The following is a 24,613-nucleotide window of genomic DNA, read 5'->3' on the forward strand; positions in this document are numbered from 1 at the left end:
GGGCGGACGGGCCGGGTCGGGGGCGTCCGGTCGGGTGGTCGACGGGTCAGGCCGCTCCGGTCAGCAGGTGGACGGCCACGACCGGCGGCGTCGGGCTCGATGCGTCCGCCTCGAACGCGACCGCACGACCGTCCGCGTCCGCGTCCGCGTCCCCGTCGGCGGACGGGCCGAGCACGAGGTCCACCGTGCGCGTGCCCGCGGCGGAGTCCGCGACCTCGAGCGTGCCCACCTCCACGCCGTCGACGAGCACGCGCGCGACGCCCGGCTGCGCGAGGTACGTCACGCGCAGCACCGCGCCGCGGCCCTCGGGGTCGGCCAGCCGGTAGGAGAACCGCTCGCGCGTCGCGCGCCAGTGCCGGCCGTCGTCGGTCGCGCCGGTCCACGTGCCGGTGCCCGCGTACCGGTGGTCGGTCTCGGGCTGCTGCTCGCCGCACGCCACCGCGTCGACCGTGCGGGCCGCGAGGCCGAGCTGCGCGTCGTCGGCGGCCGCGAGCGCGGCGCGGCGCGCGGGCACGTCGGCGGCGGTCGGCACGACCGGCAGGTAGAGCGTGTAGCGCGCGTCGTGCAGGGTCGCGAACGGCTCCAGGACGAGCGGGGCCTCGGCGCCGCGGTCGAGCACGAACGTGCCGTCGTCGGCGGGGCGCAGCGCGGCGGCGAGGTCGGCGTCGGGGCCGACGAGCAGCGGAGCCGCGGACAGCGGGCGCAGCGGCCCGTGGGCGACGTGCCCCATGCGCGCGTCGTCGGCGCGCAGACCCACGAGGTCGTCGGTGTCGCCGCGGACCGCGAGCGCGTGCGGGCCCCAGCGCAGCGCGACCCACGCGTCGTCGCCCGGCAGCCGCTCGGCCGCCGCGCCGGCGACCAGCCGCCACGCGAGCGTCTCGCCGCCGTGCCACGTGCGACGCACCGTGACGTAGCCCCTGCGCTGGCCAGGACCGCCGACGGGCGCGCCGTCGAGCGTGAGCACCACGTCGTCGCGCGCCCACGCGGGCCGGCGCACGTGCACCGCGAGGTCGGTGGGGGCGTCGACGTCGACCGTGAGCGCGACGTCGGTGACGCGTGCGGGCGTCGGGTACGTCGACGCGAGGCGCACGCGCACGCCGCGCTCGGCCCAGTCGAGCGTCGCGGGCACGGGCAGGTTGACCAGCAGGTCGTCGCCCGCGTGCGCGTACGCGAGCTCGCCGAGCCGCGCGTACGTCTCCATCGCGGTGCCGACGCAGCACCACATGCAGTCGTCGCGCGTCGAGTACACGCGGTAGTGGCCCGGGCGCGCGGACGTGAAGTACACGAACCCGCCGTCGGGGTGCTGCGCGGACAGCACGTGGTTGACGAGCTGGCGCTCGGCCGCGTCGAGCAGCGTCGTGTCGCCCGTGAGCGCGTAGAGCCGCCGCTCGACCTCGAGCATGTTCGCGGTGTTGCACGACTCGGGGCCCTCGCGGTGCGTGACGTGCGCGGCCGCGTCGGGCGTGAAGTGCTCGGACACCGAGTTGCCGCCGAACACGAGCGTGCGGCGGTCGAGCACGGTCCGCACGAACGCGGCGGCGGCGTCGGCCTCGCCGATCGCGGGCCAGCCGACGACCTTGGCGATCTGCGTGTTCGCGTGCAGCCCGTCGAGCGCGTCGCGCCCCGCGCGCAGCGGTGCGAGCAGCTCCTCGTCGGCGAACCGCCGCGCGAGGGCCGCGTAACGCGCGTCGCCCGTGAGCTCGGCGAGGTCGGCGTACGCCTCGCACATGCCGCCGAACTCGGTGCGCAGCATGCGCGCGAACGCCGCGTCGTCGAGGCGGTCGGACAGCGCGACGCCCCAGTCGGCGAGGCGCACGGCGACGGCGAGCGCGCGGGCCGCGACGTCGGCGGGGGCGTGCCGGGCGGCGTCGACCAGGCCCGCGTACGTCTTGTGCACGTTGTACCAGGGCACCCACGCGCCGCCGAGGTCGAACGTGCCCGCCTCGGCGCCGCCCGACGCGACCGACTCCCACAGCGCGACCCCGCCGGGCACTCCCCCGACGTACCCCGTGCCGAGCGCGTCCTGGCAGGCCGCGAACCCGTCGACGAGCGCGCGGGCCAGGTCCGCGGCGCGCTCGTCGCCCGTCGCGGCCCACAGCAGCGACGCCGCGGACAGCGCGTGCCCGCCGATGTGCCCGTCGAGGCCGATGGACTCCCAGCTGCCGTACGGCTCGGCGACCGGCGGCAGTCCCGCCTCGCGGCGGAACGGCGCGAGCAGCCGGTCCGGGTCGAGGCCCAGGACGTACGCGAGGTCGGTGCGCTGCGCGGCGGCGAACGGGCCGTCGGCCAGGCGGACGGCGTGCAGGGGGAACAGGGTCACGGGCGTGGTGGTGGCGGCGGTGCTCACGGCGCCCAGCCTGGCACGTGTAACGATCAACTTCCAGGCGCGCGACGACGCACGCGAGGTCGCCCCGGAGCCGTCAGACGACGCCCGCGCGCACCTGCGCGACGCCCTGGTTCGCGAGCGCGTCGGCACGCTCGTTGCCGGGGTCGCCCGCGTGGCCCTTCACCCAGACCCACGTGACGTGGTGCCGCGCGACCTCCTCGTCGAGCGCCTGCCACAGCTCCTTGTTCTTCACGGGCTTCTTCTCCCCCGTGAGCCAGCCGTTGCGCTTCCAGCCCGGCAGCCACTTGGTCAGCCCGTTCATCACGTACGTCGAGTCGACGTGCAGCGTCACGCGGCAGGGCCGGCGCAGCGCGCGCAGCCCCTCGATGACGGCCGTGAGCTCCATGCGGTTGTTGGTCGTCGCGGCCTCACCGCCGAAGAGCTCCTTCTCCTGGTCGCCGAAGCGCATCCAGGCGCCCCACCCCCCGACGCCGGGGTTGCCCTTGCAGGCACCGTCGGTCCACATCTCCACCAGGGGCTGCTCGTCGTTCACGCTCACGCGCACACGGTACGGCGTCGGACGCGTCCGCCCGCGTCAGGCCTGGGGGTGGAGGTTGTCCCGCACGACGCGGCGCAGCACCTTGCCGACCTGCGAGCGCGGCAGGTCGGGCAGCACGACGAGCCGGCGCGGCAGCGCGTACCGGGCCAGGCGCGTCTCGCACCACGCGCGCACGGCCGCGAGGTCGACGCCGGGCACGTCTCCGTCGAGCACGATCGCCGCGACGACCCGCTCGCCGAGGTCACCCGCGGGCTCGCCGACGACCGCGACGTCGAGGACGCCCGGCATGCCGCGCAGGTGGTCCTCGACCTGCGACGGGTACACCTTGAACCCGCCGGTGACGATCATCTCCTTCATGCGGTCGACGAGGACGACCATGCCGTCGTCGTCGACGCGCACGACGTCACCGGTGCGCAGCCAGCCGTCGGGCAGCAGCTGCTCGGCCGTCTCCTCGGGGCGCTGCCAGTAGCCGGCGAACACCTGGGGGCCGGAGATCAGCAGCTCGCCCTGCTCGCCGGGCGCGACCTCGCGCGTCGGGTCCTCCTGGTCGACCACGCGGATGCGGGTCGAGGGGAACGGCAGGCCGAGCGCACCGGGCCGGCGGTCCTGCGTCAGGGGGCTGCCGAGCGCGACGGGCGAGGTCTCGGTCATGCCGTAGCCCTCGACGACGAGGCCGCCCGTGACGCGCTCCCAGCGCTCGGCGGTCTCGCGCGGCAGCGCCATGGCGCCGCTGATCGCGTACCGGAACGACGTGAGGTCGGCGCCGGACTCCTCGGCGGCGGCCGCGAGCCGGTCGAGCATGGGCGGCACCGCGGGCAGGAACGTGCCGGGCCGGCGGCGCTGCGCGGCCAGCACGCGCGCGGGGTCGAAGTTCGGGAGCACGACGAGCGTGGCCGCGATGCGCACCGAGTACGTGAGGCAGAGCGTGAGACCGAACGCGTGGAAGAACGGCAGGACGCCGTAGACGACCTCGGTGCCGTTCTCGGCCTGCGTCCACGCCTGGCCCTGGATGGTGTTGGCGAGCAGGTTGCGGTGCGTCAGCACGGCGGCCTTGGGCGTGCCGGTGGTGCCGCCGGTGTACTGCAGCAGCGCGACGTCCTCGGGGCGCGGCTCGTCGTGGCCCTCGGCGGCGATCCACGCGGGCACGGTGCGCAGCAGGCGGTGCCAGTGCGGGACGCCCGCCGGCACGGGGCCGCGCATCGCGTCGCGCGTGCGGCGCGCGGCGGGCAGCGGCAGGCGCAGCGCGGCGCGGGCCGCGCGGGGCAGGTCGGCGGACAGGTCGACCGCCACGACGCGGCGCAGCGCGGTGCGGTCCTGCGCCTCCAGGACGCGCGGCACGGCCTGCTCCCAGACGAGCGCGACGGTCGCACCGGAGTCGGCGAGCTGGTGCGCGAGCTCGTCGGCCGTGTAGGTGGGGTTGTGCTCGACGACGACGGCGCCGAGGCGCAGCACGGACCAGAACGCCACGAGGTGCGACGTGCAGTTGGGCAGCACGAGCGCGACGCGGTCGCCCGCGCGCACACCGAGGCCGTGCAGCACGCGCGCGCCGAGCTCGACGCGCTCGCCGAGCTCGCGGTACGTGGTGGTCGCGCCGAGGAAGTCGACCGCGACGCGGTCGGGGTGCTCGCGCACGGCGCGGTCGAGCGTCGCGGTGAGCGGCTCGTCGGGGATCTCGACGTCGCGCGGGACGCCGACGGGCCACGCGGCGGGGAGGTCGAGGGGTGCGGAGCGGTGCTGCGTCACGGGCCGATCGTAACCTACGCGACCGTAAGTTACCGGTGCGTAGGTCCTGCTCGGGCGCCTCGGCGGTGTGCCCCGTACCCTGCCAGGGGCCCGCGCCACGCGAGCCCCCGCCCGAGAGGGGCCGGGCGCACGGGCCGACCCCACCCACCGGACGCACGGGAGGAGCGCGGCATGACCGACGACCGCACCGCCACGACGCCGGAGCACACCGACACGCCCGCGCTGCGCGACCTGCGCACGCGCCTCGACCGGCTCGACGTGCCCGACGTCGTGCACGAGCTCGGCCGCCTCGGGCCCACGCGGCGCGCCGTGGCGTTCCGGCTGCTGCGCAAGGACCGCGCGGTCGAGGTCTTCGAGGACCTCGACCCGGCGCTGCAGGTCGAGCTCGTCGACGCGCTCGCCGGCGAGGCCGCCGGGATCTTCGACGCGCTCGACCCCGACGACCGCGCCGCGCTGCTCGACGAGCTGCCCGCGGGCGTCGCCCGGCGCCTGCTCTCCGGGCTGTCGGCCGCCGAGCGCGCCGCGACGACCGCGCTGCTCGGCCACCCCGAGGAGAGCGCCGGCCGGCGCATGTCTCCCGAGGTCGTCTCGGTCCCCCTCGGCACGACCGTCGCCGACACCATCGCGCGCGTCCGCGCCGCCGGCGAGGACGCCGAGACCGTGTACGTGGTCCCGGTCGTCGGCCCCGGTCGGCGCGTCGTGGGCGTCGTGTCGCTGCGCCGCCTCGTGCTCAGCGACCCCGGCGCGCTCGTCGACGACGTCATGACGTCCCCCGCGACGACCGTGCGCGTGACCGACCCGGCCGAGCGGGCGGCCAACGTCGTGCGCGACGGCGGGTTCGTCGGCGTGCCCGTGGTCGACGCCGAGGACCGCCTCGTGGGCGTCCTCACGGTCGACGACGCGATGCGCGTGCTCGAGGCCGAGGACGACGAGGACTCCGCGCGCACCGGCGGGTCCGAGCCGCTGCGCCGCCCCTACCTGTCGGTGTCGGTGCTGGGCCTGGTCCGGGCGCGCGTGGTGTGGCTGCTGCTGCTCATCGTGGCCGCCACGCTCACGGTCGGCGTGCAGTCGTTCTACGAGGCCGAGCTGTCCCAGGTCGTCGCGCTGGCGCTGTTCGTGCCGCTGCTCATCGGCACGGGCGGCAACGCCGGCTCGCAGGCCGCGACGACCGTCGTGCGCGCGAGCGCCGTGGGCGACGTCCGGCCGGCCGACACGCTGCGCGTCGTGGGCCGCGAGATGCTCACGGGCCTGCTGCTGGGCGTCACGCTCGCGACCGTCGGCGTGGGGCCCGCGATCCTCGTCGCGGGGCCGCAGATCGGGCTCGTGCTCGCGCTGACCGTGGTCGCGGTGTGCACGCTCGCGACGACCGTCGGGTCGAGCGTGCCGCTGCTCGCCAAGCGCGTCGGCATCGACCCCGCGATCGTGTCGGCACCGTTCATCTCGACGTTCGTCGACACCACGGGGCTGGTCGTGTACTTCACGATCGCGAAGGCCGTGCTCGGCATCTGACGCGCGCGCGGTGGCACGATCGACGTCGTGCCCCCTGCCGACGACACGACCCCGCGCGCCCTCGCCGGCGCACCCACCGGCCCCGTCGCCGTGCCCGCGGCCGTCGAGCGGGTCGCGGGCGGCGCCCGGCTCGAGCCGGTCTGGGAGAACCAGCTGGGCGGCCTGACGTTCCGCGTCGGCGCCGAGCGCTACGTCAAGTGGGCGCCCGCGGGCGTCACCGGGCTGGACCTGGCCGCCGAGGCGGCACGGCTCGCGTGGGCGGCGCGGTGGACGACCGTGCCGGAGGTGCTCGAGCAGGGCGCCGACGACGAGGGCGCCTGGCTCGTCACGGCGGCGCTGCGGGGGCGGTCCGCGGTCGAGGCGCCGTGGGTCGACCGGCCCGCCGAGGCCGCCGCGGCGATCGGCGAGGGGCTGCGAGCGCTGCACGACGCGCTGCCCGTCGGCGACTGCCCGTTCTCCTGGTCGACCGCCGAGCGCGTCGCGCGGGCCCTGGAGCACCTCGACGCGGGCGACACCCCGGCCGGGTGGTCGCCCGAGCACCGCGACCTCACGGTCGCCGAGGCGCGGGCCCGGCTGCGCGACGTCCCCGACGTCGACCTGCTCGTGGTGTGCCACGGCGACGCGTGCGCACCGAACACACTGATCGGCGACGACGGCCGGTGGGCCGCGCACGTCGACCTCGGCAGCCTCGGCGTGGCCGACCGCTGGGCGGACCTCGCGGTCGCGGCGTGGAGCACCGAGTGGAACTACGGCCCCGGGTACGCCGGCACGGTGTACGACGCGTACGGGCTCGCGCCCGACCCCGACCGGATCGCGTTCCACCGGCTGCTGTGGGACGCGACCTGACACCTGCGCACCGTGCGAGGATCGCGGGATGCCCGAGACGCTCGCCGACCGCCTGCCCACCGGGGACGCCGCACAGGACCCCGACGCGCTCTACGCAGCGTTCACGACGTGGGCCGGTGAGCAGGGCCTGACGCTGTACCCCCACCAGGAGGAGGCGCTGCTCGAGCTCGTCACGGGCAGCCACGTGATCCTGTCGACGCCCACCGGGTCGGGCAAGTCGCTCGCGGGCGTCGCGGCGCACGCCGTGGCCCTGGCCCAGGGCCGGCGCTCGTACTACACCGCACCGATCAAGGCGCTGGTCAGCGAGAAGTTCTTCGCGCTGGTCGAGATCTTCGGGTCCGCGAACGTCGGCATGATGACCGGCGACTCGGCGGTCAACGCGAGCGCGCCCATCGTGTGCTGCACGGCCGAGATCCTCGCCAACCAGGCCCTGCGCGACGGGCCCGACGCCGACGTCGGCCTCGTCGTCATGGACGAGTTCCACTACTACGCCGACCCGCAGCGCGGCTGGGCGTGGCAGGTGCCGCTGCTCGAGCTCACGCGCACGCAGTTCCTGCTGATGTCGGCGACGCTCGGCGACGTGACGTTCTTCGTCGACGACCTCACGCGGCGCACCGGACGCGACGTGTCGGTCGTCGCCAACGCCGAGCGGCCCGTGCCGCTGACGTTCAGCTACTCGGTCGAGCCGCTGCACGAGCTGCTGGACGAGCTCGTCAGCACGCAGCGGGCGCCCGTGTACGTCGTGCACTTCACGCAGAAGGAGGCGGTCGAGCGCGCGCAGTCGCTGCTCTCGACGCCGCTCGCGAGCCGCGAGAAGCGCGACGCGATCGCCGCCGAGCTGGGCGGGTTCCGGTTCGGCCCCGGGTTCGGCAAGACCCTGTCGCGCCTGCTGCGGCACGGCGTCGGCGTGCACCACGCGGGCATGCTGCCCAAGTACCGGCGCGTCGTGGAGCGGCTCACGCAGAAGGGCCTGCTGCCCGTGGTGTGCGGCACCGACACGCTCGGCGTCGGCATCAACGTGCCGATCCGCACGGTCGTGCTCACGAGCCTCGTCAAGTACGACGGCGTGCGCATGCGGCACCTGTCGGCGCGCGAGTTCCACCAGATCGCGGGCCGCGCGGGACGCGCCGGGTACGACACGGTCGGCGAGGTCGTCGTGCAGGCGCCCGAGCACGTCATCGAGAACCGCAAGGCCCTGGCCAAGGCGGGCGACGACCCGAAGAAGCAGAAGAAGATCGTCCGCAAGCAGGCGCCGGCGGGGCACGTGAACTGGACCGACAAGACGTTCGAGCGCCTGCGCGACGCGCCGCCCGAGCCGCTCACGTCGTCGTTCGCGGTGTCGCACGCGATGGTGCTGCACGTGCTGCAGCGCGGGCGCGACGGCCTCGGGGACCCGGTCGCCGTCATGACGCACCTGCTGACCGACAACCACGAGCCCGAGGGTGCGCGGGCGCGCCACGTGCGCCGCGCGGTCGACGTGTACCGGTCGCTGCGCGCGGCGGGCGTCGTCGAGCGTCCGTGGGTCGACGACCCGACGGCGCCGCACGGCCGCCGCCGCACGGTGCGGCTCGTGGCCGACCTCGCGCCGACGTTCGCGCTCGACCAGGCGCTGTCGCCGTTCGCGTACGCCGCGCTCGACCTGCTCGACCCGGAGGACCCGGGGTACGCGCACGACGTCGTGTCCGTCATCGAGGCGACGCTCGACGACCCGCGTCAGGTGCTCGCGGCGCAGGAGAACAAGGCCCGCGGCGGGGCCGTCGCGGCCATGAAGGCCGAGGGCCTCGACTACGACGAGCGCATGGCGCTGCTCGAGGACGTGACGTACCCGCGGCCGCTCGCCGAGCTGCTGGAGGCCGCGTTCACGACGTACCGGCGCACGAACCCCTGGGTGGCGGACCTCGCCCTGTCCCCCAAGTCGGTGGTCCGCGAGATGCACGAGCGCGCCGCGACGTTCTCCGAGTACGTGCAGCTGTACTCGCTCGACCGCACCGAGGGCGTGCTGCTGCGCTACCTGGCCGACGCGTACCGCGCGCTGCGCCGCACCGTGCCCGAGGACCGCCGCACCGAGGAGCTCGAGGAGCTGATCGCGTGGCTCGGCGACCTCGTGCGCCGGACCGACTCGTCGCTCCTCGACGAGTGGGAGCGCCTGGCGAACCCCGAGCTCGAGGACGACGCGGCCGTCGAGGACGCCGACGACGCTCCCCCGCCACCCGTGACGACCGACCCGCGCGTGTTCCGTGCGCTCGTGCGCGGCGCGCTGTTCCGCCGCGTCGAGCTCGCGGCGCGTGAGGCGTGGGGTGCGCTCGCGGCGCTGGGCGACCGGGACGCCGAGGGCGACGCGTGGGACGCCGACCGCTGGGCCGACGCGGTCGAGCCGTACTTCGACGACCACGACGAGATCGGCACGGGCCCCGCGGCGCGCGGGCCCGCGCTGTTCCAGGTGACGCCGGGCTCGCACGACGCGCACGGCCCGGCCGCGGGCACGTGGTTCGTGCGGCAGGTGCTCGACGACCCGGCGGGCGACCACGGCTGGCGGATCGACGCGCTGGTCGACCTCGCGGCGTCCGACGAGGCCGGCGAGGTGCGGCTGACCGTGCTCGAGGTCGGGCCGCTCTGAGGCCCGGTCCCGTGACCTGCGCAGACCCCGGGCGAGGGTTGGCTCACCTACGTCTTCGCAGGTCAGGCCAGCCTTTCCTGCGGTGACAACCGCGCGCGACCGACCTACCGTGGAGCTGTGACCACGACCTCCGAGCGCGTCCCCAGCCGGGTCCCGGGCCTCACCGGGCTGCTGCACGGCTCGCGCGGCCCCGCCGCGCCGGCCGCCTCGAACGCGGGCCTGAACTGGCTGCGCGCGGGCGTCCTCGGGGCGAACGACGGCATCGTGTCGGTCGCTGCGACGGTCGTCGGCGTCGCGGGCGCCGCGGCGTCCACGACGACCATCGCGCTGGCCGGCGGCGCCGCGCTCGTCGCGGGCGCGCTGTCGATGGCGTCGGGCGAGTACGTGTCGGTGAGCTCGCAGCGCGACGCCGAGCGCGTCGCCGCCGCGCAGGGCACCCCGGTCAACGGCGTCGACGAGGAGTTCACCAACCCGTGGCACGCGGCGCTCGCGTCGATGCTCGCGTTCACGGTCGGCGCGCTGATCCCGCTGCTCATGGTCCTGGCCCCGTGGACGGTGGCCGCGCGCGTGCCCGTGACGTTCGGCGCGGTCGTGCTCGCGCTCGTGCTCACCGGCTGGGCCTCGTCACGGTTCACGGGTGCCCCGGCCTCGCGCTCGGTGCTGCGCAACGTCGTGGGCGGCTCGCTCGCGATGGCGGTGACGTACGGCGTCGGCGCGCTGGTGGGCGTCGCGCTCTGACCCGCCCCGCGGCGTCTACCCTGACGCCGTGGCCAGGAAGGACTCCCGCGCGCACGCCGGGACCCCCGCGCTCGTCGCGCTCGCGGCGGCCGGCGTGCCCCACGTCGCGCGCACCTACGAGCACGACCCCGCGAGCGACCTCGGCTACGGCCTGGAGGCCGCGCACGTCCTGGGCGTCCCGCCCGAGCAGGTCTTCAAGACCCTCGTCGCCGACGTCGACGGCGCCCTGACCGTCGCGGTCGTGCCCGTCACGGGGCGGCTCGACCTCAAGGCCCTCGCGACCGCCGTGGCCGGCAAGCGCGCCACCATGGCCGACCCGCACGCGGCCGAGCGCGCGACCGGCTACGTGGTGGGCGGCATCTCGCCGCTGGGCCAGCGCACCCGCCTGCGCACGGTCGTCGACGAGACCGTGTGGCTCTTCGACACCGTGCTCGTCTCGGGCGGTCGCCGCGGGCTGGACGTCGAGCTCGCGCCCGACGACCTCGTGCGGCTCACCGACGCGGTCGTCGCGGACGTCGCGCGCGACTAGCGCCCGTACGCCGCGAACGCGCGGTCCGTCGGCACGATCTGCTTGCCGAGCGGCACGAGCGACACCGGGATCAGCTTGAGGTTCGCGATCCCCATGGGGATGCCGATGATCGACAGGAACAGCGGGACCGCCGTGACGACGTGACCCGCCGCGAGCCAGATCCCCGCGACGAAGAACCAGACGACGTTGCCGATGGTCGACAGCGCCCCCGCGGTCGGCCTGTCGACGATCGTGCGCCCGAACGGCCACAGGACGTAGCTCGCGATGCGGAACGACGCGATGCCGAACGGGATCGTCACGACCAGCACGCAGCAGACGATCCCCGCGGCGACGTAGCCGAGCGCGAGCCACGCACCGGCGAACACGAGCCAGATGACGTTGAGCAGCGTCTTCATGGCACCACCGTGCCACGACGGGACCCAGGTCCGGCATCGGGGAACCCCCGGGTCGGACCCCGGTCTCAGTTCATCGACACGTCGTCCGGCGCCGTCGACAGCAGCGCCAGGTCGCCGGGCTGGCGCCGCAGCACGCGCCGCCACAGGCCCCGCGGGTCGGCGCTGAACGCGTCACCGGGCTCGTGGTCGACGACGAACCAGCCGCCCGCCCCGACCTCCGCGTCGAGCTGACCGGGCGACCAGCCCGCGTACCCGACGAACAGGCGCAGGCCCTGCACGCCGGCGACCACGAGCTCGGGCGGTGCGTCGAGGTCGACGACGCCGAGGCGCGGCTCGATCGTCTGCACCCCGGGTGGTGCGGCGTCGCCCGCGACGTCGGCGAGGCCGAGCACGGAGTCGCGCGCCACGGGTCCACCGTCGAACAGGTGGCCCGGCGCGCTCAGGTGCGGCTGCCACGACGGCAGCACGGCCCACGCGTCGACGTCGAGGGGACGGTCGAGGACCACGCCCAGCGCACCGTCGGGCGTGTGCTCCAGCACGAGCACGACGCTGCGCCGGAAGCTGCCGTCGCGCAGCCCCGGCGTCGCGACCAGCAGCCGGCCCGTGCACCCCTCCACCCGGCCAGCATGCTGCCGGGCAGCGCCCGACGCCACACCGCACGCCGGGCCGACGTCGACGCGGGACGGTCGCGAGGCGGACGCCCACGACGAGGTCCACGGCGCTGCGCCCACGGTACGGAGCGCGGCGAGGACGGCCGCGACCGGACGGTACGGTCGGGGTCGTGGAGACCCGGGACGTCGCGGCGCGGCTCGCACGCGTGCACGAGCGGGTCGCCGACGCGTGCGCGACCGCCGGCCGGGACGCCCACGACGTGCGCGTGCTGCTGGCCGCCAAGACGATGGACGCGGCCGCCGTGCGCGCAGCGCTGCTCGCCGACGCCGCGGCCCGCGCGGCCGGGTCGGGGACGGCACCCGTGCTGCTCGGCGAGAACCGGGTCCAGGAGCTCGTCGCCACGGCCCCCGACCTCACCGACCTCGTCCCCGAGTGGCACGTCATCGGACCGCTGCAGTCGAACAAGATCAACGCGGCGCTGCGCTGGGCGTGCGCCGTGCAGTCCGTGGCCGACGACGCGCTCGCGCTCCGGCTGTCCCAGCGCGTGCGGGACCGCACGGCACCGCTCGACGTGTGGGTGCAGGTCAACGTGTCGGGCGAGCCCACCAAGCACGGCACCTCCCCTGCCGAGGCGCCCGACCTCGCGGTGCGCGTCGCCGCGCTGCCGGGGCTGCGGCTGGCCGGCTTCATGACGGTCGGTGCCCGCAGCGACGACGAGCGCGTGGTCCGCGCCGGCTATGCACGGCTGCGTTCGGTGCGCGACGCCGTGCTCGCCTCGGGTGCGCCCGGCACCGCCGACGCACAGGGGCTGTCGATGGGCATGAGCGGCGACCTCGAGGCCGCCGTCGCCGAGGGCGCGACCGTCGTGCGGGTCGGGACCGCCGTGTTCGGGGCCCGGCCCGCGCCGCGGTGACGCCACCGGGTCGCGCACGTTGCGAGGATGGGCCCATGTCCCCCGACGGCCCCGTCCCCGACCGCCGCTTCCCCCGGTGGGTGTACCGCGTCGGCACCGAGCCCGACGCCCGGTTCTCGCTGGCCAATGAACGCACGTTCCTCGCGTGGGCCCGCACCGGGCTCGCGCTCCTCGCGGCGGGCGTCGCGCTCGAGGCGCTCGACCTGCCGATCGCACCCGGCCCGCGCCTGACGGCGTCGGTGCTGCTCGTCGGGCTCGGGACGGTCGCGCCGACCCTCGCCTGGTGGGGGTGGGCCCGCGCCGAGCGGGCGATGCGGCGCGGTGACCCGCTGCCCGCCCCGCTGGGGTTCGGCGTGCTCGTGGCGGGCATGGGCGTGGCCGGGCTGCTGGTGCTGCTCGGGCTGCTGCTCGCATGACCGGGCCGGCCCAGCCGACGCTCGCACCCGAGCGGACCGCGCTGGCCTGGCGCCGGACCGCGCTCGGTCTCGTCGCGGGGTCCGTCGCGGCCGGTCGGCTGCTGTCCGTGGTCTGGGGCGTGACGGCGTGGGGCGTCGCGGCGGCGGGCACCGTCCTGGCGGTCGTCGTGCTGGTCGCGGCCCGGCGCCGACGTACCGGCGGAGGTCGCGGTCTCGCGACGGTCCCGCACGCGACCGCGGCGGACGCTGTGGAGCGCGCCCCGGGAGGCCGCCTCGTCACGGCGTGCGCCGCGGCGCTCGTGCTGCTCGGCCTGGCCGCCCTGGCCGTCGTCCTCACCGGCGCGGTCTGAGCGGCACGGCCTGAGCGGCACGGGCCGGCCCCGCGCCGGAGCGCGCGCCCGCCCCCGGGTCCGTCCGGTCAGGGGACGCGCGCGGTCCAGACCGGGTCGGAGAACTTCGTCTCCACCAGGTGGAGCGCCCGCTCGAGCTCGGCCGGGCGCAGCTCGTCGTCGACCGTGCGGTACCGGGCGCGGAAGTGCGCGAGGAACGCGTCGATCACCTGCTCGCGCGGCAGCCGGGTCTGCGAGCGGACCGGGTCGACGCGCTTGTTGGCCGAGCGCGTGCCCTTGTCGGACAGCTTCTCGCGCCCGATGCGCAGCACCTGCAGCATCTTGTCGGCGTCGATGTCGTACGCCATCGTCACGTGGTGCAGCACGGCGCCGCCCGCCAGGCGCTTCTGCGCCGACCCGGCGATCTTGCCCGCCGGTGAGGCGATGTCGTTCAGCCCGGACGTCGTCGCCCGCACGCCGACGTCGGCGAGCGCCCCGAGCACCCAGTCGTTGAGGAACGCGTACGAGTCCTCGAACGACATGCCGTCCACGAGGGACCCCGGCACGACCATCGAGAACGTGATGCAGTTGCCGGCCTCCATGAACATCGCGCCGCCGCCCGAGACCCGGCGCACGACGGTGACGCCCAGCTCGGCGGCCGCCTCGAGGTCGACCTCGTTGCGCAGGGACTGGAACGAGCCGATGACGACGGCCGGGTCCTGCCACTCCCAGAACCGCAGGGTCGGGCCGCGACGCCCCGCGTCGAGCTCCTCGGTGAGGACCTGATCGAGCGCGGCGTGCACGGCCGGCGGCATCGGGCCGGCGTGCAGCACCGCGAACTCGTGGTCCGCCCAGGCGGTCGAGAGACCGAGCGCGCGACGCACGGCGACGGCGACGGCGCGCGTGTCGAAGCCGACCATTGCCACGGGCGCCGCGATGCGCCCCTGCTCCTGCGCGAGCCGCAGCGCGTCGTCCAGGACGTGCGCGAGCTGCGTGACGTGCGCGTCGCGCGGCACGCCGACGAGCGCACCCGCGAGCACGCCCAGCGCGTCGTCGGGCTCGAGGAAGAAGTCGCCGGACAGGACCACGTCCCGCAGCCGGTCCTCGTCGTCGACCTCCAGGTCGATCACCACGAGCTTGCCGTCGGGGACCTTGTACTCACCGTGCACACCCCCACCCTAGGCCTGCGCGGGGACGGCTCAGGTCAGCGCACGCACCGCGGCGAGGGCCCGCTCCTCGACGACCGCGCTGAGGTCGGCCGGGGCACCCAGGACGGCGCGCGCCGCCGCCTGGTCGGCCGCCGTCAGGCCGGTCGCGGTCCAGCTCACGACGGCGTTGCCGACCAGCACGTGCCCCGTGACCTGCGGACGGGAGTCGCCGGCGGTGACGGCCGTGACGTCCTGCACGATCGCCGGGAACACGCCCTGACCCTCGAGGGCCGGCTCGGCCGTCCACGTCGTGCCGGCCACGCCGCCGACGACGCGCGTGTACTCGACGCACGTGTCGACCGTGGTCACGAGGGCACGGAACGCCTCGCTCGCGGCCGCGGCGTCGGGCAGCACGACCACGTCCTGCTCGAAGCGCATCTCGTCGTTCCCCCACGCCGTGGCGTCGTGGTGCACGGGCGGCTCGTTCACGACCGTCACGGCCGGCTGGCACTGCGGCGGGTCGACGACGGCCCCCTCGGGCAGGCCCCACGCGCTCGTGCCGGGCTCGAGCTCGCGCACGAGACCCGCGGCCGCCGCCGGCACGGCCTGCTCGAGGTCGGCCCGCGTGACGAGCAGCGCCGCGGTGCTGGTGGCGTCGAAGACCGCGTCGGCACCGGGCGGCGACACGGGCGTCGACGTGGGGCTCGGCGTCGGCTCGTCGGGGACGACGTCGACGCTCGGCGTCGGGCTCGGGGTGAGCGCCGGGCTCGAGGCCGCCGGGGCCGTGGGCTCGGGAGCCGCGGACGTGGACCACGGACGCGTCACCAGGAGCACCGCGAGCACGACGACCGCGACCGCCGCGACGACCCACCCGGCGCGCTGCCGCGAGCGCGGGGCCGCGACGCGTTCGGCCGCCCCGTCGGCAGGCGTCCTCGCCTCGTCGTCGGAGGGCGAGGGCGGGGCCGTGCCGGACACGGGGGCTCCTTCCGTTGCGGGGCCTGAGGGCCACCCCCGAGGCTAGGGGGTGCACCTGCGCGGTGCGCGACGACCCGCGGGACCGCGGCCGTTCAGCGCGGCACGACACCCCGGTGGCGCAGCCCCCAGATGGCGGAGTCGGTCAGCGCCTCCCACGAGGCCTCGATGAGGTTGGGCCCCACGCCGACCGTGCTCCACGACGTCTCGCCGTCGGTCGTCTCGATCAGGACGCGCGTCACGGCGTCGGTGCCCTGCATCTGGTCGAGGATCCGGACCTTGAAGTCGATGAGCTCGAAGCCCTCGAGCTCGGGGTAGACGCGCAGCAGCGCGTGCCGCAGCGCGTGGTCGAGCGCGTTGACGGGGCCGTTGCCCTCGCCGGTGCTGACGATGCGCTCGCCGCCCGCGTGCAGCTTGACGGTCGCCTCCGCCGTCGCGGGCGTGCCGCGACCGCCGTTGTGCTCGACGATCGTGCGCCAGGACTCGACCCGGAAGTACGCCGGACGTGCGCCCTCGAGCTCCTCGACGAGCAGCAGCTCGAACGACGCGTCGGCGGCCTCGAACGTGTAGCCGTGCGCCTCGGCGTCCTTGACGCGGTCGGTCACGCGCGAGAGCACGGCGGGCTGCTCGGCCAGGTCGATGCCGAGCTGGCGGCCCTTGAGCTCGATGGACGCGCGGCCCGCCATGTCGGACACGAGCATGCGCATGTCGTTGCCGACGAGCGCGGGGTCGGTGTGCTGGTACAGGTCGGGGTCGACCTTGATCGCCGACGCGTGCAGGCCGGCCTTGTGCGCGAACGCGCTGGCGCCCACGTAGGGCTGGCGCGCGAACGGCGAGATGTTGGTGAGCTCGCTGATGGCGTGCGCGATGCGCGTGAGCTCGGGCAGGCCGCCGGGCGCGTCGTCGGTGCGCGCCAGGACGCGGCGGCCGAGCTTGAGCTCGAGGTTCGCGACGACCGACAGCAGGTCGGCGTTGCCCGTGCGCTCGCCGTAGCCGTTGACCGTGCCCTGCACGTGCGCGCAGCCCGCGTCCACGGCCGCGAGCGTGTTGGCGACCGCGCAGCCCGAGTCGTTGTGCGCGTGCATGCCCAGCACCGCGTCGGGGCCGACGGCGGCGCGCACGGCGGCGACGACCTCGCGCACCTGGTCGGGCAGCATGCCGCCGTTGGTGTCGCACAGCGCGACGACCTCGGCGCCGGCCTCGAACGCCGTCAGGACCGCGCGGTGCGAGAAGGTCGCGTCGAACGCGTGGCCGTCGAAGAAGTGCTCGGCGTCGACGAACACGCGCCGCCCCTCGCGCACGAGGAACGTCACGGTGTCGGCGATCATCGCGAGCCCCTCGTCGGGGGTCGTGCGCAGCGCGCGCTCGACGTGCCGCACGTCGGACTTCGCGACGAGCGTGACGACCGGGGCCTCCGAGTCGAGCAGCGCCCGCACCTGCGGGTCGTCGACCGCGCGCACGCCCGCCTTGCGGGTCGCGCCGAACGCCGCGAGCTCGGCGTGCCGCAGGTCGAGCTCCTTGGCCGCACGCCGGAAGAACTCGGTGTCCTTCGGCACGGCGCCCGGCCAGCCACCCTCGATGAAGCCCACGCCCAGCTCGTCCAGCAGCGGGGCGATCGTGAGCTTGTCGGCGACCGACAGGTTGATGCCCTCCTGCTGCGCGCCGTCGCGCAGCGTCGTGTCGTAGACGTGGAAGGTGGGCGACGCGGGGGCGTTCACGGGGTGCTCCTTCGGCGGTGCGGGCGTGCGTCGGCGGTGCGCGACCGGCGGGGGTGGTGCCGGTGCCTCGTCGACGTGTCCGCCCGGCAGGGGTGGTGCCGGGCTGACGTCTGGACCAACAAAAAGACCCCCCGAGGTCGGGAGGTCGGCGCGTCAGCGGGTGGGCCGACGCGCTACGCGATGATGAGCGTGAAGCGGGTCACAGGGTGATCGTCGCACAGGCCGTCCCCGTGCGGCAGGCGGTCCATCATGCGGAACAGCCGCCGGGGAGGGCCGTGCGGCGGGGTCGCCCCCGCCGCACGGCGGCGCGGTCAGACGAGGCGGTGCATCCACCCGTGCCGGTCGGCCGACCGGCCGTACTGCACGTCGGTGAGCTCGGCACGGATGCGCATGGTCACCGGTCCGGCCTCGCCGTCACCGACCACGAGGTCGAAGTCGTCGCTCGCGAGCCGCCCGATCGGCGTCATCACCGCGGCGGTGCCGCACGCGAACACCTCGGTGACGCTGCCGTCGGCCAGGTCGCGGCGCAGCTCCTCGAGCAGCACCGGCCGCTCGGACACCTCGTGGCCCGCGTCGGTGAGCAGCTGCAGGATCGACGAGCGCGTGACGCCCTCGAGGATCGTCCCGGACACGGGCGGCGTCACGACCGACCCGTCGGCCCGCACGACGACCACGTTCATGCCGCCGAGCTCCTCGAGCTGCGTGCCCGTGCGGTCGTCGAGGAAGCAGACCTGCTCGAAGCCCTTGGCGTACGCCTCCTGCTGCGGGAGCAGGCTCGCGGCGTAGTTGCCGCCGCACTTGGCCGCGCCGGTGCCGCCCGCCCCGGCGCGGTGGTACTGCTGCGACACCCAGATCGACACGGGCTTGACGCCGCCCGCGAAGTACGGGCCCACGGGCGACGCGATCACGAGGAACTCGGCCTCGAGCGACGGCCGCACGCCGAGGAACCGCTCGGACGCGTACATGAACGGCCGCAGGTACAAGCTCGTCTCCTCGCCCGAGGGCACCCACTCGCGGTCGACCTCGACGAGCGCGCGGATGGCGCCGAGGAAGTCCGCCTCGGACAGCTCGGGCAGCGCGAGCCGCCGCGCCGAGCGCGCGAAGCGTGCCGCGTTGGCCTCCGGGCGGAACGACCACACGCTGCCGTCGGGGTGCCGGTACGCCTTGAGGCCCTCGAAGATCTCCTGCGCGTAGTGCAGGACGGCGGTCGCGGGGTCGAGCTGCAGCGGGCCGTACGGCTCGACGCGACGGTCGGTCCAGCCGTCTGCGTGGGTCCACGAGACCCGGGCCATGTGGTCCGTGAAGACCGTGCCGAAGCGCGGCGACGCGAGCGCGGCCGCGCGCTCGGCGTCCGGGACGGGGCGGTCGGTGCGGTGCAGCGCGAACGCGGCGGACGAGGGGGTCGTGAGGGTGCTCATCGGGGGCCTTTCACCAGGGTCGACGTCGACGGTACCGGTGCGGACGGCCGGGTGGACAGGGTGCAGGCGCGCGCCTGCGGACCGACGGACGCTCGTCGTGCGCGGCGTCGTCGGCCAGCCCCGTGCGGGGCGTCAGCCGGCGACGCGTGCGGCGAGGTCCTTGCCCACCTCGGCCGTCGACCGTACTCGGCCGTCGCCGCGCTCGGCGATGTCGGCGGCGACCGCGGCCTCGATCGTGCGCGCGGCGTCGGGCAGGCCGACGTGGTCGAGCAGCAGCGCGACCGACAGGACGGTGGCGGTCGGGTCGGCCTTGCCCTGGCCGGCGATGTCGGGGGCCGAGCCGTGCACGGGCTCGAACATGCTCGGCGCGGTGCGGTCGGGGTTGATGTTGGCCGACGCCGCGAGGCCGATGCCGCCCGTGATGGCGGCGGCCAGGTCGGTGAGGATGTCGCCGAAGAGGTTGTCGGTCACGATGACGTCGAACCGCGACGGGTTGGTGACGAGGAAGATCGTCGCCGCGTCGACGTGCAGGTAGTCGACCGTGACGTCGGGGAACTCGGCGTTGACGGCCTCGACGGTGCGGCGCCACAGGTGGCCCGCGTGCACGAGCACGTTGTGCTTGTGCACGAGCGTGAGCTTCTTGCGCGGGCGCGCCGCGGCGCGGGCGAACGCGTCGCGCACGACGCGCTCGACGCCGAACGCGGTGTTGACGCTCACCTCGTTGGCGACCTCGGCGGGCGTGCCGACGCGGATCGCGCCGCCGTTGCCGACGTAGGGCCCCTCGGTGCCCTCGCGCACGACGACGAAGTCGACGTCGCCGGGGGCCGCGAGCGGGCTCGCGACGCCCGGGAAGAGCTTGCTGGGGCGCAGGTTGACGTAGTGGTCGAGCGCGAAGCGCAGCTTGAGCAGCAGACCGCGCTCGAGCACGCCCGACGGCACGCCCGGGTCGCCGATCGCACCCAGCAGGATCGCGTCGTGCGTGCGGATCGCCGCGAGGTCCTCGTCCGTGAGGGTCTCGCCCGTGGCGTGCCAGCGCCGCGCGCCGAGGTCGAAGTCGGTCGTGCGGACCGTGGTGCCGGTACCGTGCAGGACCTGCTCCAGGACGAGGAGCCCCTGCTCCACGACCTCCGTCCCGATGCCGTCGCCGGCCACGACGGCCAGGTTCAGGGACGTGGGAGGGGTCGTGTCAGCCATGCCGCCAGCGTAGCCACCGGTCCACACCTCGGACGTCACGTCTCGACAGGTGGACGCCGTCGGCCGGGTCAGTCGACGGCGGGCGCCGCCCCCGTCGTCGGGTACACCAGCTCGAACCGCTCGGTGACCACGTCCGTCGTCGGCGAGAACGCCGCGTCCCCCAGCGAGCGCCGCCACACGGCCTCGTGCTCGCTCCGCCAGGCCGCGAGATCGCCCTCGCCCTCGGCGGCGGCGTGCTCGGCGTCGACCGCGTCGAACGGCACGACCTCGACGGCGGTCGTGCGCAGCAGCGCGCGCGGGTCCCCGTGGGAGTCCAGCACGATCGACACGTCCCCCACGCGCGGCAGCGGCGCGTCGGCCGCCGTCAGCTCCGCCAGGGCCGTCGACGTCGCCGTCTTGCGCCCCGCGAGGACGAGCTCCAGCAGCGCGTCCGCGGTCACCGGGTCGGCGCCGAACGACCAGGCCGGCGGGGCCACCGCACCGTCGACCGTCTCGCCCATCACCGGGTCGAGCTTGCCCCACCCGAGGTGCCCGCGCGCCGCGTCCCAGAAGTCCGCGATCCGCGTGTCCTGCGTGCCGTCCGGGATCACCGGCTGCTCGGTCATCGTGCACCCTTCCGTCGAGGTCACGGGCGGCGCGCCCGCCCAGCGATCCTCGCGCGCCGCGCGGCGACCTGCACCCCCACCAGCCGCGAGAGGGCGATCCAGCCGCTGCTGGATCGCCCTCTCGACGGTGGGGGTGGTGGGGTCAGCGCGCCGCGCTGCCCTCGGTGCCCGTGGTCGGGTGCGCCGACCCCCTGACCTACGGCGGGTGCCGCGCGGCGACGAACGTGCCGCGCGACCCCCACCTGCGGTCAGCGCGCCGCCGAACCCTCCGTGTAGTCGCTGTCCGAGGGCTTCACCCACGCGAACAGCTTGCGCAGCTCGCGGCCGACCGGCTCGATCGGGTGGTTCTGGCCCTTCTCGCGCAGCGCCTGGAACTCGGGAGCACCCGCGTCCTGGTCCGTGATGAAGCGCTCCGCGAACGCACCGTTCTGGATGTCCGCGAGCACGGCCTGCATGTTCGCCTTGACGTCGGGCGTGATGACGCGGGGGCCCGAGACGTAGTCGCCGTACTCGGCCGTGTCCGACACCGACCAGCGCTGCTTCGTGATGCCGCCCTCGAAGATGAGGTCGACGATGAGCTTGAGCTCGTGCAGCACCTCGAAGTACGCGACCTCGGGCTGGTAGCCCGCCTCGGTGAGCGTCTCGAAGCCGTACTGGATCAGCTGCGACACGCCACCGCACAGCACGGCCTGCTCGCCGAACAGGTCGGTCTCGGTCTCCTCGGTGAACGTCGTCTTGATGCCCGCCGCGCGCAGACCGCCGATGGCCTTCGCGTACGACAGCGCGAGCGCCCAGGCGCCGCCCGACGCGTCCTGCTCGACCGCGACGATGACCGGCACGCCGCGCCCGTCGACGTACTCGCGACGCACCAGGTGGCCCGGGCCCTTGGGCGCGACCATGAGGACGTCGTGGTTCGCGGCCGGCTTGATGTAGCCGAAGCGGATGTTGAAGCCGTGGCCGAAGACGAGCGCGGCGCCGTCCTTGAGGTTCGGCTCGATCTCCTCGCGGTAGACGATGCGCTGCACCTGGTCGGGCGCGAGGATCACGACGACGTCGGCCCCGGCGACCGCGTCGGCGACCGAGGCGACCGCGAGGCCCTCGTTCTCGGCCTTGGCCCGGGACGCCGAGCCCTCGCGCAGGCCGACGGTCACGTCGACGCCGGAGTCGCGCAGGTTGAGCGAGTGCGCGTGCCCCTGGCTGCCGTAGCCGATGACGGCGACCTTCTTGGACTGGATGACCGACAGGTCGGCGTCGTCGTCGTAGAACAGCTCAGCCACGGTGGATCTCCTCGGTGGTGTGTCTTGGCAGGGTGGGGTCTGGACGAAGGTCAGGCGGACCGGCTCACGCGCTCGAGCGCACGGTCGGTGATGGACCGCGAGCCGCGGCCGATGGCGACCGTGCCGGACTGCACGATCTCACGGATGCCGAACGGCTCCAGGGCCGCCAGCAGGGCGTCGAGCTTGCCCGGGCCACCGGTCGCCTCGATGACGACCGTGTCGGGCACGACGTCGACGACGTGCGCGCGGAACAGCTGCACGACCTCGAGCACGTGCGTGCGCTGCGACACGTCGGCCTTGACCTTGACGAGCAGCAGCTCGCGCTGGACCGACGCCGCGTCCTCGAGCTCGACGATCTTGATGACGTTGACGAGCTTGTTGAGCTGCTTGGTCACCTGCTCCAGCGGCAGCGCGTCGACGTCGACGACGACCGTGATGCGGCTGATCTCGGCGTGCTCGGTCGGGCCGACGGCCAGCGAGTGGATGTTGAAGGACCGGCGCGCGAACAGCCCCGCGACGCGCGTGAGCACGCCGGGCTTGTTCTCGACGAGGACGGACAGGGTGTGGCGGGTCATCGCGGTTCCTTCCTCAGTCCTCGCGGTCCCACGCGGGGCTGATGCCCCGCGCGTACTGGATGGCGTCGTTGCTGACGCCGGCGGCGACCATCGGCCACACCATCGAGTCGCGCGAGACCGTGAAGTCGACCACCACGGGGCGGTCGTCGATCTCCATCGCGCGCTTGATCGTCGCGTCGACGTCGGCCTTGGTCTCGCACCGCAGGCCCACCGCGCCGTACGCGTCGGCGAGCTTGACGAAGTCCGGGACACGCGCCGTGCCGTGACCGGTGTGCAGGTCGGTGTTGGAGTAGCGCGACTCGTAGAACAGGGTCTGCCACTGCCGGACCATGCCGAGCGAGCTGTTGTTGACCACCGCGACCTTGATGGGGATCTCGTTGATCGTGCAGGTCGCGAGCTCCTGGTTGGTCATCTGGAAGCAGCCGTCGCCGTCGATCGCCCAGACCGTGCGCGACGGGTCGCCGACCTTCGCGCCCATCGCGGCGGGCACCGCGAAGCCCATCGTGCCCAGGCCGCCGGAGTTGACCCAGGAGCCGGGCCGCTCGTACCGGATGAACTGCGCGGCCCACATCTGGTGCTGCCCGACGCCCGAGACGAAGATCGACTCGGGGCCCGAGATCTCGCCGATGCGCGTGATGACGTGCTGCGGCGCGAGCAGGCCGTCGGTCGGCTCGTCGTAGCCCAGCGGGAACGTCTCGCGCCAGTCGTCGAGCTGCTTCCACCACGCCTCGAGGTCGGGCCTGCCGTGCTGCCCGTGCTCGCGCTCGAGCTCGGGCAGCAGGTCGGCGATGACCTCGCGCAGGTCGCCCACGATCGGGACGTCGGCGCGCTTGTTCTTGCCGATCTCGGCGGGGTCGATGTCGGCGTGCACGACCGTCGCGCCGGGCGCGAACGACGCCAGCAGACCCGTGACGCGGTCGTCGAACCGCGCACCGAGCGCGACCACGAGGTCGGCCTTCTGCAGCGCGGCCACCGCGGCGACCGTGCCGTGCATGCCGGGCATGCCGAGGTGCTGCGGGTGCGAGTCGGGCAGCGCGCCGCGGGCCATGAGCGTCGTGACGACCGGGGCGCCGGACGCGTCGGTCAGGCGGCGCAGCAGGTCGGAGGCCCCGGCGCGGATCACGCCGCCGCCCACGTACAGCACGGGCCGGCGCGACGTCGCGAGCAGGCGCGCGGCCTCGCGGATCTGCTTGGCGTGCGGCTTGGTCACCGGGTGGTAGCCGGGCAGGTTGATCTCCTGCGGCCACGAGAACGTCGTCTGCGCCTGCATCGCGGACTTCGCGATGTCGACCAGCACCGGGCCGGGGCGCCCGGACGACGCGACGTGGAACGCCTCGGCGATCGTGCGCGGGATGTCGTCGGGGTCGGTGACGAGGTAGTTGTGCTTGGTCACCGGCAGCGTGATGCCGACGATGTCGGCCTCCTGGAACGCGTCGGTCCCGATCATCGACGCACCGACCTGGCCGGTGATCGCGACCATGGGAACCGAGTCCATGTTGGCGTCGGCGATCGCGGTCACCAGGTTGGTCGCACCGGGACCCGACGTGGCCATCGTGACCCCGACCTTGCCCGAGGAGTACGCGTAGCCCGCCGCGGCGTGACCGCCGCCCTGCTCGTGGCGCACGAGCACGTGCCGCACACGGGAGGAGTCCATGAGCGGGTCGTACGTCGGCAGGATCGCACCGCCCGGGATCCCGAACACGACCTCGACGCCCGCCTCCTCGAGGGACCGGACGATCGACTGCGCGCCCGTGACCTTCTCGGGGCCGATGCGGCGGTCGGCCGCCGGCGCGTCACCCTGCCGGGGCGTCGCCTCGGCGGCCGGGCGCACGGGGCGCACGGCAGCGCGCGGTGGTGCGGGATGGGGACCCTGAGCCATCGTCGTCTCCTGCGGGTCGAGTGCGGGTGTGGTCGTCCGGTGCGGGGTGCGCCGGACGGCTGCCGGGCACGAAAAAGCCCCTCGACCCGGGCACCGGGATGGACGAGGGGCGAGCGCGCGCGACGAGCGACCTGTGCGGTGGCGTCAGCCGGCGCGCTCAGGAAGTACTACGAGGATCATCTGCACGTCGGCGACCCTACGCCTGTCCCGAGCGGGTGTCACATCCCTCACGTCCCGTCTCACATCGTGGTTCACACGTCCATGCCGTGGAACGCGGGACCGGCGGGACCGCGCG

General features: G+C 74.8%; 22 protein-coding genes. 8 read left to right on the forward strand and 14 right to left on the reverse strand.

Going from position 1 to position 24,613, the window contains the following annotated elements:
- Positions 1-46: 46 nt before the first annotated feature.
- From ATM99_RS08750 to ATM99_RS08760, 3 genes are all read right to left on the reverse strand, one after another.
- Complete coding sequence (locus ATM99_RS08750) at positions 47-2,347, reverse strand: beta-L-arabinofuranosidase domain-containing protein (protein WP_082659466.1); 2,301 nt, start codon at positions 2,345-2,347, stop codon at positions 47-49.
- Between the two features lie 73 nt (positions 2,348-2,420).
- Positions 2,421-2,852, reverse strand: a complete 432-nt coding sequence (gene rnhA / locus ATM99_RS08755; RefSeq protein ID WP_046530382.1) for a ribonuclease HI — start codon at positions 2,850-2,852, stop codon at positions 2,421-2,423.
- Positions 2,853-2,921: 69 nt separating this feature from the next.
- On the reverse strand, positions 2,922-4,628 hold the full coding sequence (locus ATM99_RS08760; RefSeq protein WP_062102528.1) for an AMP-binding protein: 1,707 nt from the start codon (positions 4,626-4,628) through the stop codon (positions 2,922-2,924).
- Positions 4,629-4,799: 171 nt separating this feature from the next.
- Between ATM99_RS08760 and mgtE the strand changes: the two genes are divergently transcribed.
- From mgtE to ybaK, 5 genes are all read left to right on the forward strand, one after another.
- Positions 4,800-6,137 (forward strand): magnesium transporter, encoded by a 1,338-nt coding sequence (gene mgtE / locus ATM99_RS08765; protein WP_062102529.1) that lies wholly within the window; start codon positions 4,800-4,802, stop codon positions 6,135-6,137.
- 27 nt (positions 6,138-6,164) lie between these two features.
- Positions 6,165-6,983 (forward strand): aminoglycoside 3'-phosphotransferase, encoded by an 819-nt coding sequence (locus ATM99_RS08770; RefSeq protein ID WP_062102530.1) that lies wholly within the window; start codon positions 6,165-6,167, stop codon positions 6,981-6,983.
- Between the two features lie 28 nt (positions 6,984-7,011).
- A complete protein-coding gene (locus ATM99_RS08775; protein WP_062102531.1) occupies positions 7,012-9,600 on the forward strand; it encodes an RNA helicase in 2,589 nt (862 codons plus the stop codon).
- A gap of 117 nt (positions 9,601-9,717) precedes the next feature.
- Complete coding sequence (locus ATM99_RS08780; protein ID WP_062102532.1) at positions 9,718-10,338, forward strand: VIT1/CCC1 transporter family protein; 621 nt, start codon at positions 9,718-9,720, stop codon at positions 10,336-10,338.
- Between the two features lie 28 nt (positions 10,339-10,366).
- On the forward strand, positions 10,367-10,867 hold the full coding sequence (ybaK, locus tag ATM99_RS08785) for a Cys-tRNA(Pro) deacylase (RefSeq protein ID WP_062102533.1): 501 nt from the start codon (positions 10,367-10,369) through the stop codon (positions 10,865-10,867).
- Here the strand turns inward: ybaK and ATM99_RS08790 are convergent.
- Both ATM99_RS08790 and ATM99_RS08795 read right to left on the reverse strand, forming a co-directional pair.
- Positions 10,864-11,262, reverse strand: a complete 399-nt coding sequence (locus tag ATM99_RS08790; protein ID WP_062102534.1) for a YccF domain-containing protein — start codon at positions 11,260-11,262, stop codon at positions 10,864-10,866. The genes ybaK and ATM99_RS08790 overlap by 4 nt on opposite strands.
- Positions 11,263-11,327: 65 nt before the next feature.
- Entirely contained in the window at positions 11,328-11,879 is a 552-nt protein-coding gene (locus tag ATM99_RS08795; RefSeq protein WP_062102535.1) for a YqgE/AlgH family protein, read from the reverse strand.
- Positions 11,880-12,043: 164 nt separating this feature from the next.
- Here ATM99_RS08795 and ATM99_RS08800 point away from each other — a divergent pair, with 164 nt between their 5' ends.
- The 3 genes from ATM99_RS08800 to ATM99_RS08810 are packed head-to-tail and all read left to right on the forward strand — an operon-like array spanning position 12,044 to position 13,553.
- Positions 12,044-12,787, forward strand: a complete 744-nt coding sequence (locus ATM99_RS08800) for a YggS family pyridoxal phosphate-dependent enzyme (protein WP_062102536.1) — start codon at positions 12,044-12,046, stop codon at positions 12,785-12,787.
- A gap of 35 nt (positions 12,788-12,822) precedes the next feature.
- On the forward strand, positions 12,823-13,203 hold the full coding sequence (locus ATM99_RS08805; RefSeq protein WP_062102537.1) for a YidH family protein: 381 nt from the start codon (positions 12,823-12,825) through the stop codon (positions 13,201-13,203).
- Positions 13,200-13,553: a DUF202 domain-containing protein gene (locus ATM99_RS08810; protein ID WP_062102538.1), complete on the forward strand. Its 354-nt coding sequence runs from the start codon at positions 13,200-13,202 to the stop codon at positions 13,551-13,553. The genes ATM99_RS08805 and ATM99_RS08810 overlap by 4 nt, the downstream gene beginning before the upstream one ends.
- 68 nt (positions 13,554-13,621) lie before the next feature.
- Here ATM99_RS08810 and ATM99_RS08815 read toward each other — a convergent pair whose 3' ends face one another.
- The 9 genes from ATM99_RS08815 to ATM99_RS08855 form a co-directional block, all read right to left on the reverse strand.
- On the reverse strand, positions 13,622-14,701 hold the full coding sequence (locus ATM99_RS08815; RefSeq protein WP_062102539.1) for a biotin/lipoate A/B protein ligase family protein: 1,080 nt from the start codon (positions 14,699-14,701) through the stop codon (positions 13,622-13,624).
- Between the two features lie 30 nt (positions 14,702-14,731).
- Positions 14,732-15,655 carry a sensor domain-containing protein gene (locus ATM99_RS08820; RefSeq protein WP_062102540.1) on the reverse strand — a complete coding sequence of 308 codons (924 nt, stop codon included), beginning with the start codon at positions 15,653-15,655 and terminating at the stop codon, positions 14,732-14,734.
- Positions 15,656-15,747: 92 nt separating this feature from the next.
- Positions 15,748-17,370 carry a citramalate synthase gene (gene cimA / locus ATM99_RS08825; RefSeq protein WP_062102541.1) on the reverse strand — a complete coding sequence of 541 codons (1,623 nt, stop codon included), beginning with the start codon at positions 17,368-17,370 and terminating at the stop codon, positions 15,748-15,750.
- 311 nt (positions 17,371-17,681) lie between these two features.
- Positions 17,682-18,788, reverse strand: a complete 1,107-nt coding sequence (locus ATM99_RS08830; protein WP_062102542.1) for a branched-chain amino acid aminotransferase — start codon at positions 18,786-18,788, stop codon at positions 17,682-17,684.
- A 132-nt stretch (positions 18,789-18,920) separates the two neighbouring features.
- Entirely contained in the window at positions 18,921-19,982 is a 1,062-nt protein-coding gene (locus tag ATM99_RS08835) for a 3-isopropylmalate dehydrogenase (RefSeq protein WP_062102554.1), read from the reverse strand.
- A gap of 68 nt (positions 19,983-20,050) precedes the next feature.
- Positions 20,051-20,587: an ASCH domain-containing protein gene (locus ATM99_RS08840; protein WP_062102543.1), complete on the reverse strand. Its 537-nt coding sequence runs from the start codon at positions 20,585-20,587 to the stop codon at positions 20,051-20,053.
- A gap of 248 nt (positions 20,588-20,835) precedes the next feature.
- Positions 20,836-21,864 (reverse strand): ketol-acid reductoisomerase, encoded by a 1,029-nt coding sequence (gene ilvC / locus ATM99_RS08845; protein WP_062102544.1) that lies wholly within the window; start codon positions 21,862-21,864, stop codon positions 20,836-20,838.
- Positions 21,865-21,914: 50 nt separating this feature from the next.
- On the reverse strand, positions 21,915-22,439 hold the full coding sequence (gene ilvN / locus ATM99_RS08850) for an acetolactate synthase small subunit (RefSeq protein WP_046527871.1): 525 nt from the start codon (positions 22,437-22,439) through the stop codon (positions 21,915-21,917).
- A 13-nt stretch (positions 22,440-22,452) separates the two neighbouring features.
- A complete protein-coding gene (locus ATM99_RS08855) occupies positions 22,453-24,318 on the reverse strand; it encodes an acetolactate synthase large subunit (RefSeq protein ID WP_062102545.1) in 1,866 nt (621 codons plus the stop codon).
- Between the last annotated feature and the right edge of the window lie 295 nt (positions 24,319-24,613).

The organism is Cellulomonas sp. B6, assembly GCF_001462455.1.
GTDB lineage: Bacteria > Actinomycetota > Actinomycetes > Actinomycetales > Cellulomonadaceae > Cellulomonas.

Bases quoted from the DNA above. Each gene is read 5' to 3' on its own strand.
- ATM99_RS08810 (WP_062102538.1), top strand. From the start codon at position 13,200: ATGACCGGGCCGGCCCAGCCGACGCTCGCACCCGAGCGGACCGCGCTG.
- mgtE (WP_062102529.1), top strand. From the start codon at position 4,800: ATGACCGACGACCGCACCGCCACGACGCCGGAGCACACCGACACGCCC.
- ATM99_RS08790 (WP_062102534.1), bottom strand. From the start codon at position 11,262: ATGAAGACGCTGCTCAACGTCATCTGGCTCGTGTTCGCCGGTGCGTGG.
- ATM99_RS08775 (WP_062102531.1), top strand. From the start codon at position 7,012: ATGCCCGAGACGCTCGCCGACCGCCTGCCCACCGGGGACGCCGCACAG.
- ATM99_RS08855 (WP_062102545.1), bottom strand. From the start codon at position 24,318: ATGGCTCAGGGTCCCCATCCCGCACCACCGCGCGCTGCCGTGCGCCCC.
- ATM99_RS08835 (WP_062102554.1), bottom strand. From the start codon at position 19,982: ATGGCTGACACGACCCCTCCCACGTCCCTGAACCTGGCCGTCGTGGCC.
- ilvN (WP_046527871.1), bottom strand. From the start codon at position 22,439: ATGACCCGCCACACCCTGTCCGTCCTCGTCGAGAACAAGCCCGGCGTG.
- ATM99_RS08830 (WP_062102542.1), bottom strand. From the start codon at position 18,788: ATGAGCACCCTCACGACCCCCTCGTCCGCCGCGTTCGCGCTGCACCGC.
- ATM99_RS08840 (WP_062102543.1), bottom strand. From the start codon at position 20,587: ATGACCGAGCAGCCGGTGATCCCGGACGGCACGCAGGACACGCGGATC.
- rnhA (WP_046530382.1), bottom strand. From the start codon at position 2,852: ATGTGGACCGACGGTGCCTGCAAGGGCAACCCCGGCGTCGGGGGGTGG.
- ATM99_RS08805 (WP_062102537.1), top strand. From the start codon at position 12,823: ATGTCCCCCGACGGCCCCGTCCCCGACCGCCGCTTCCCCCGGTGGGTG.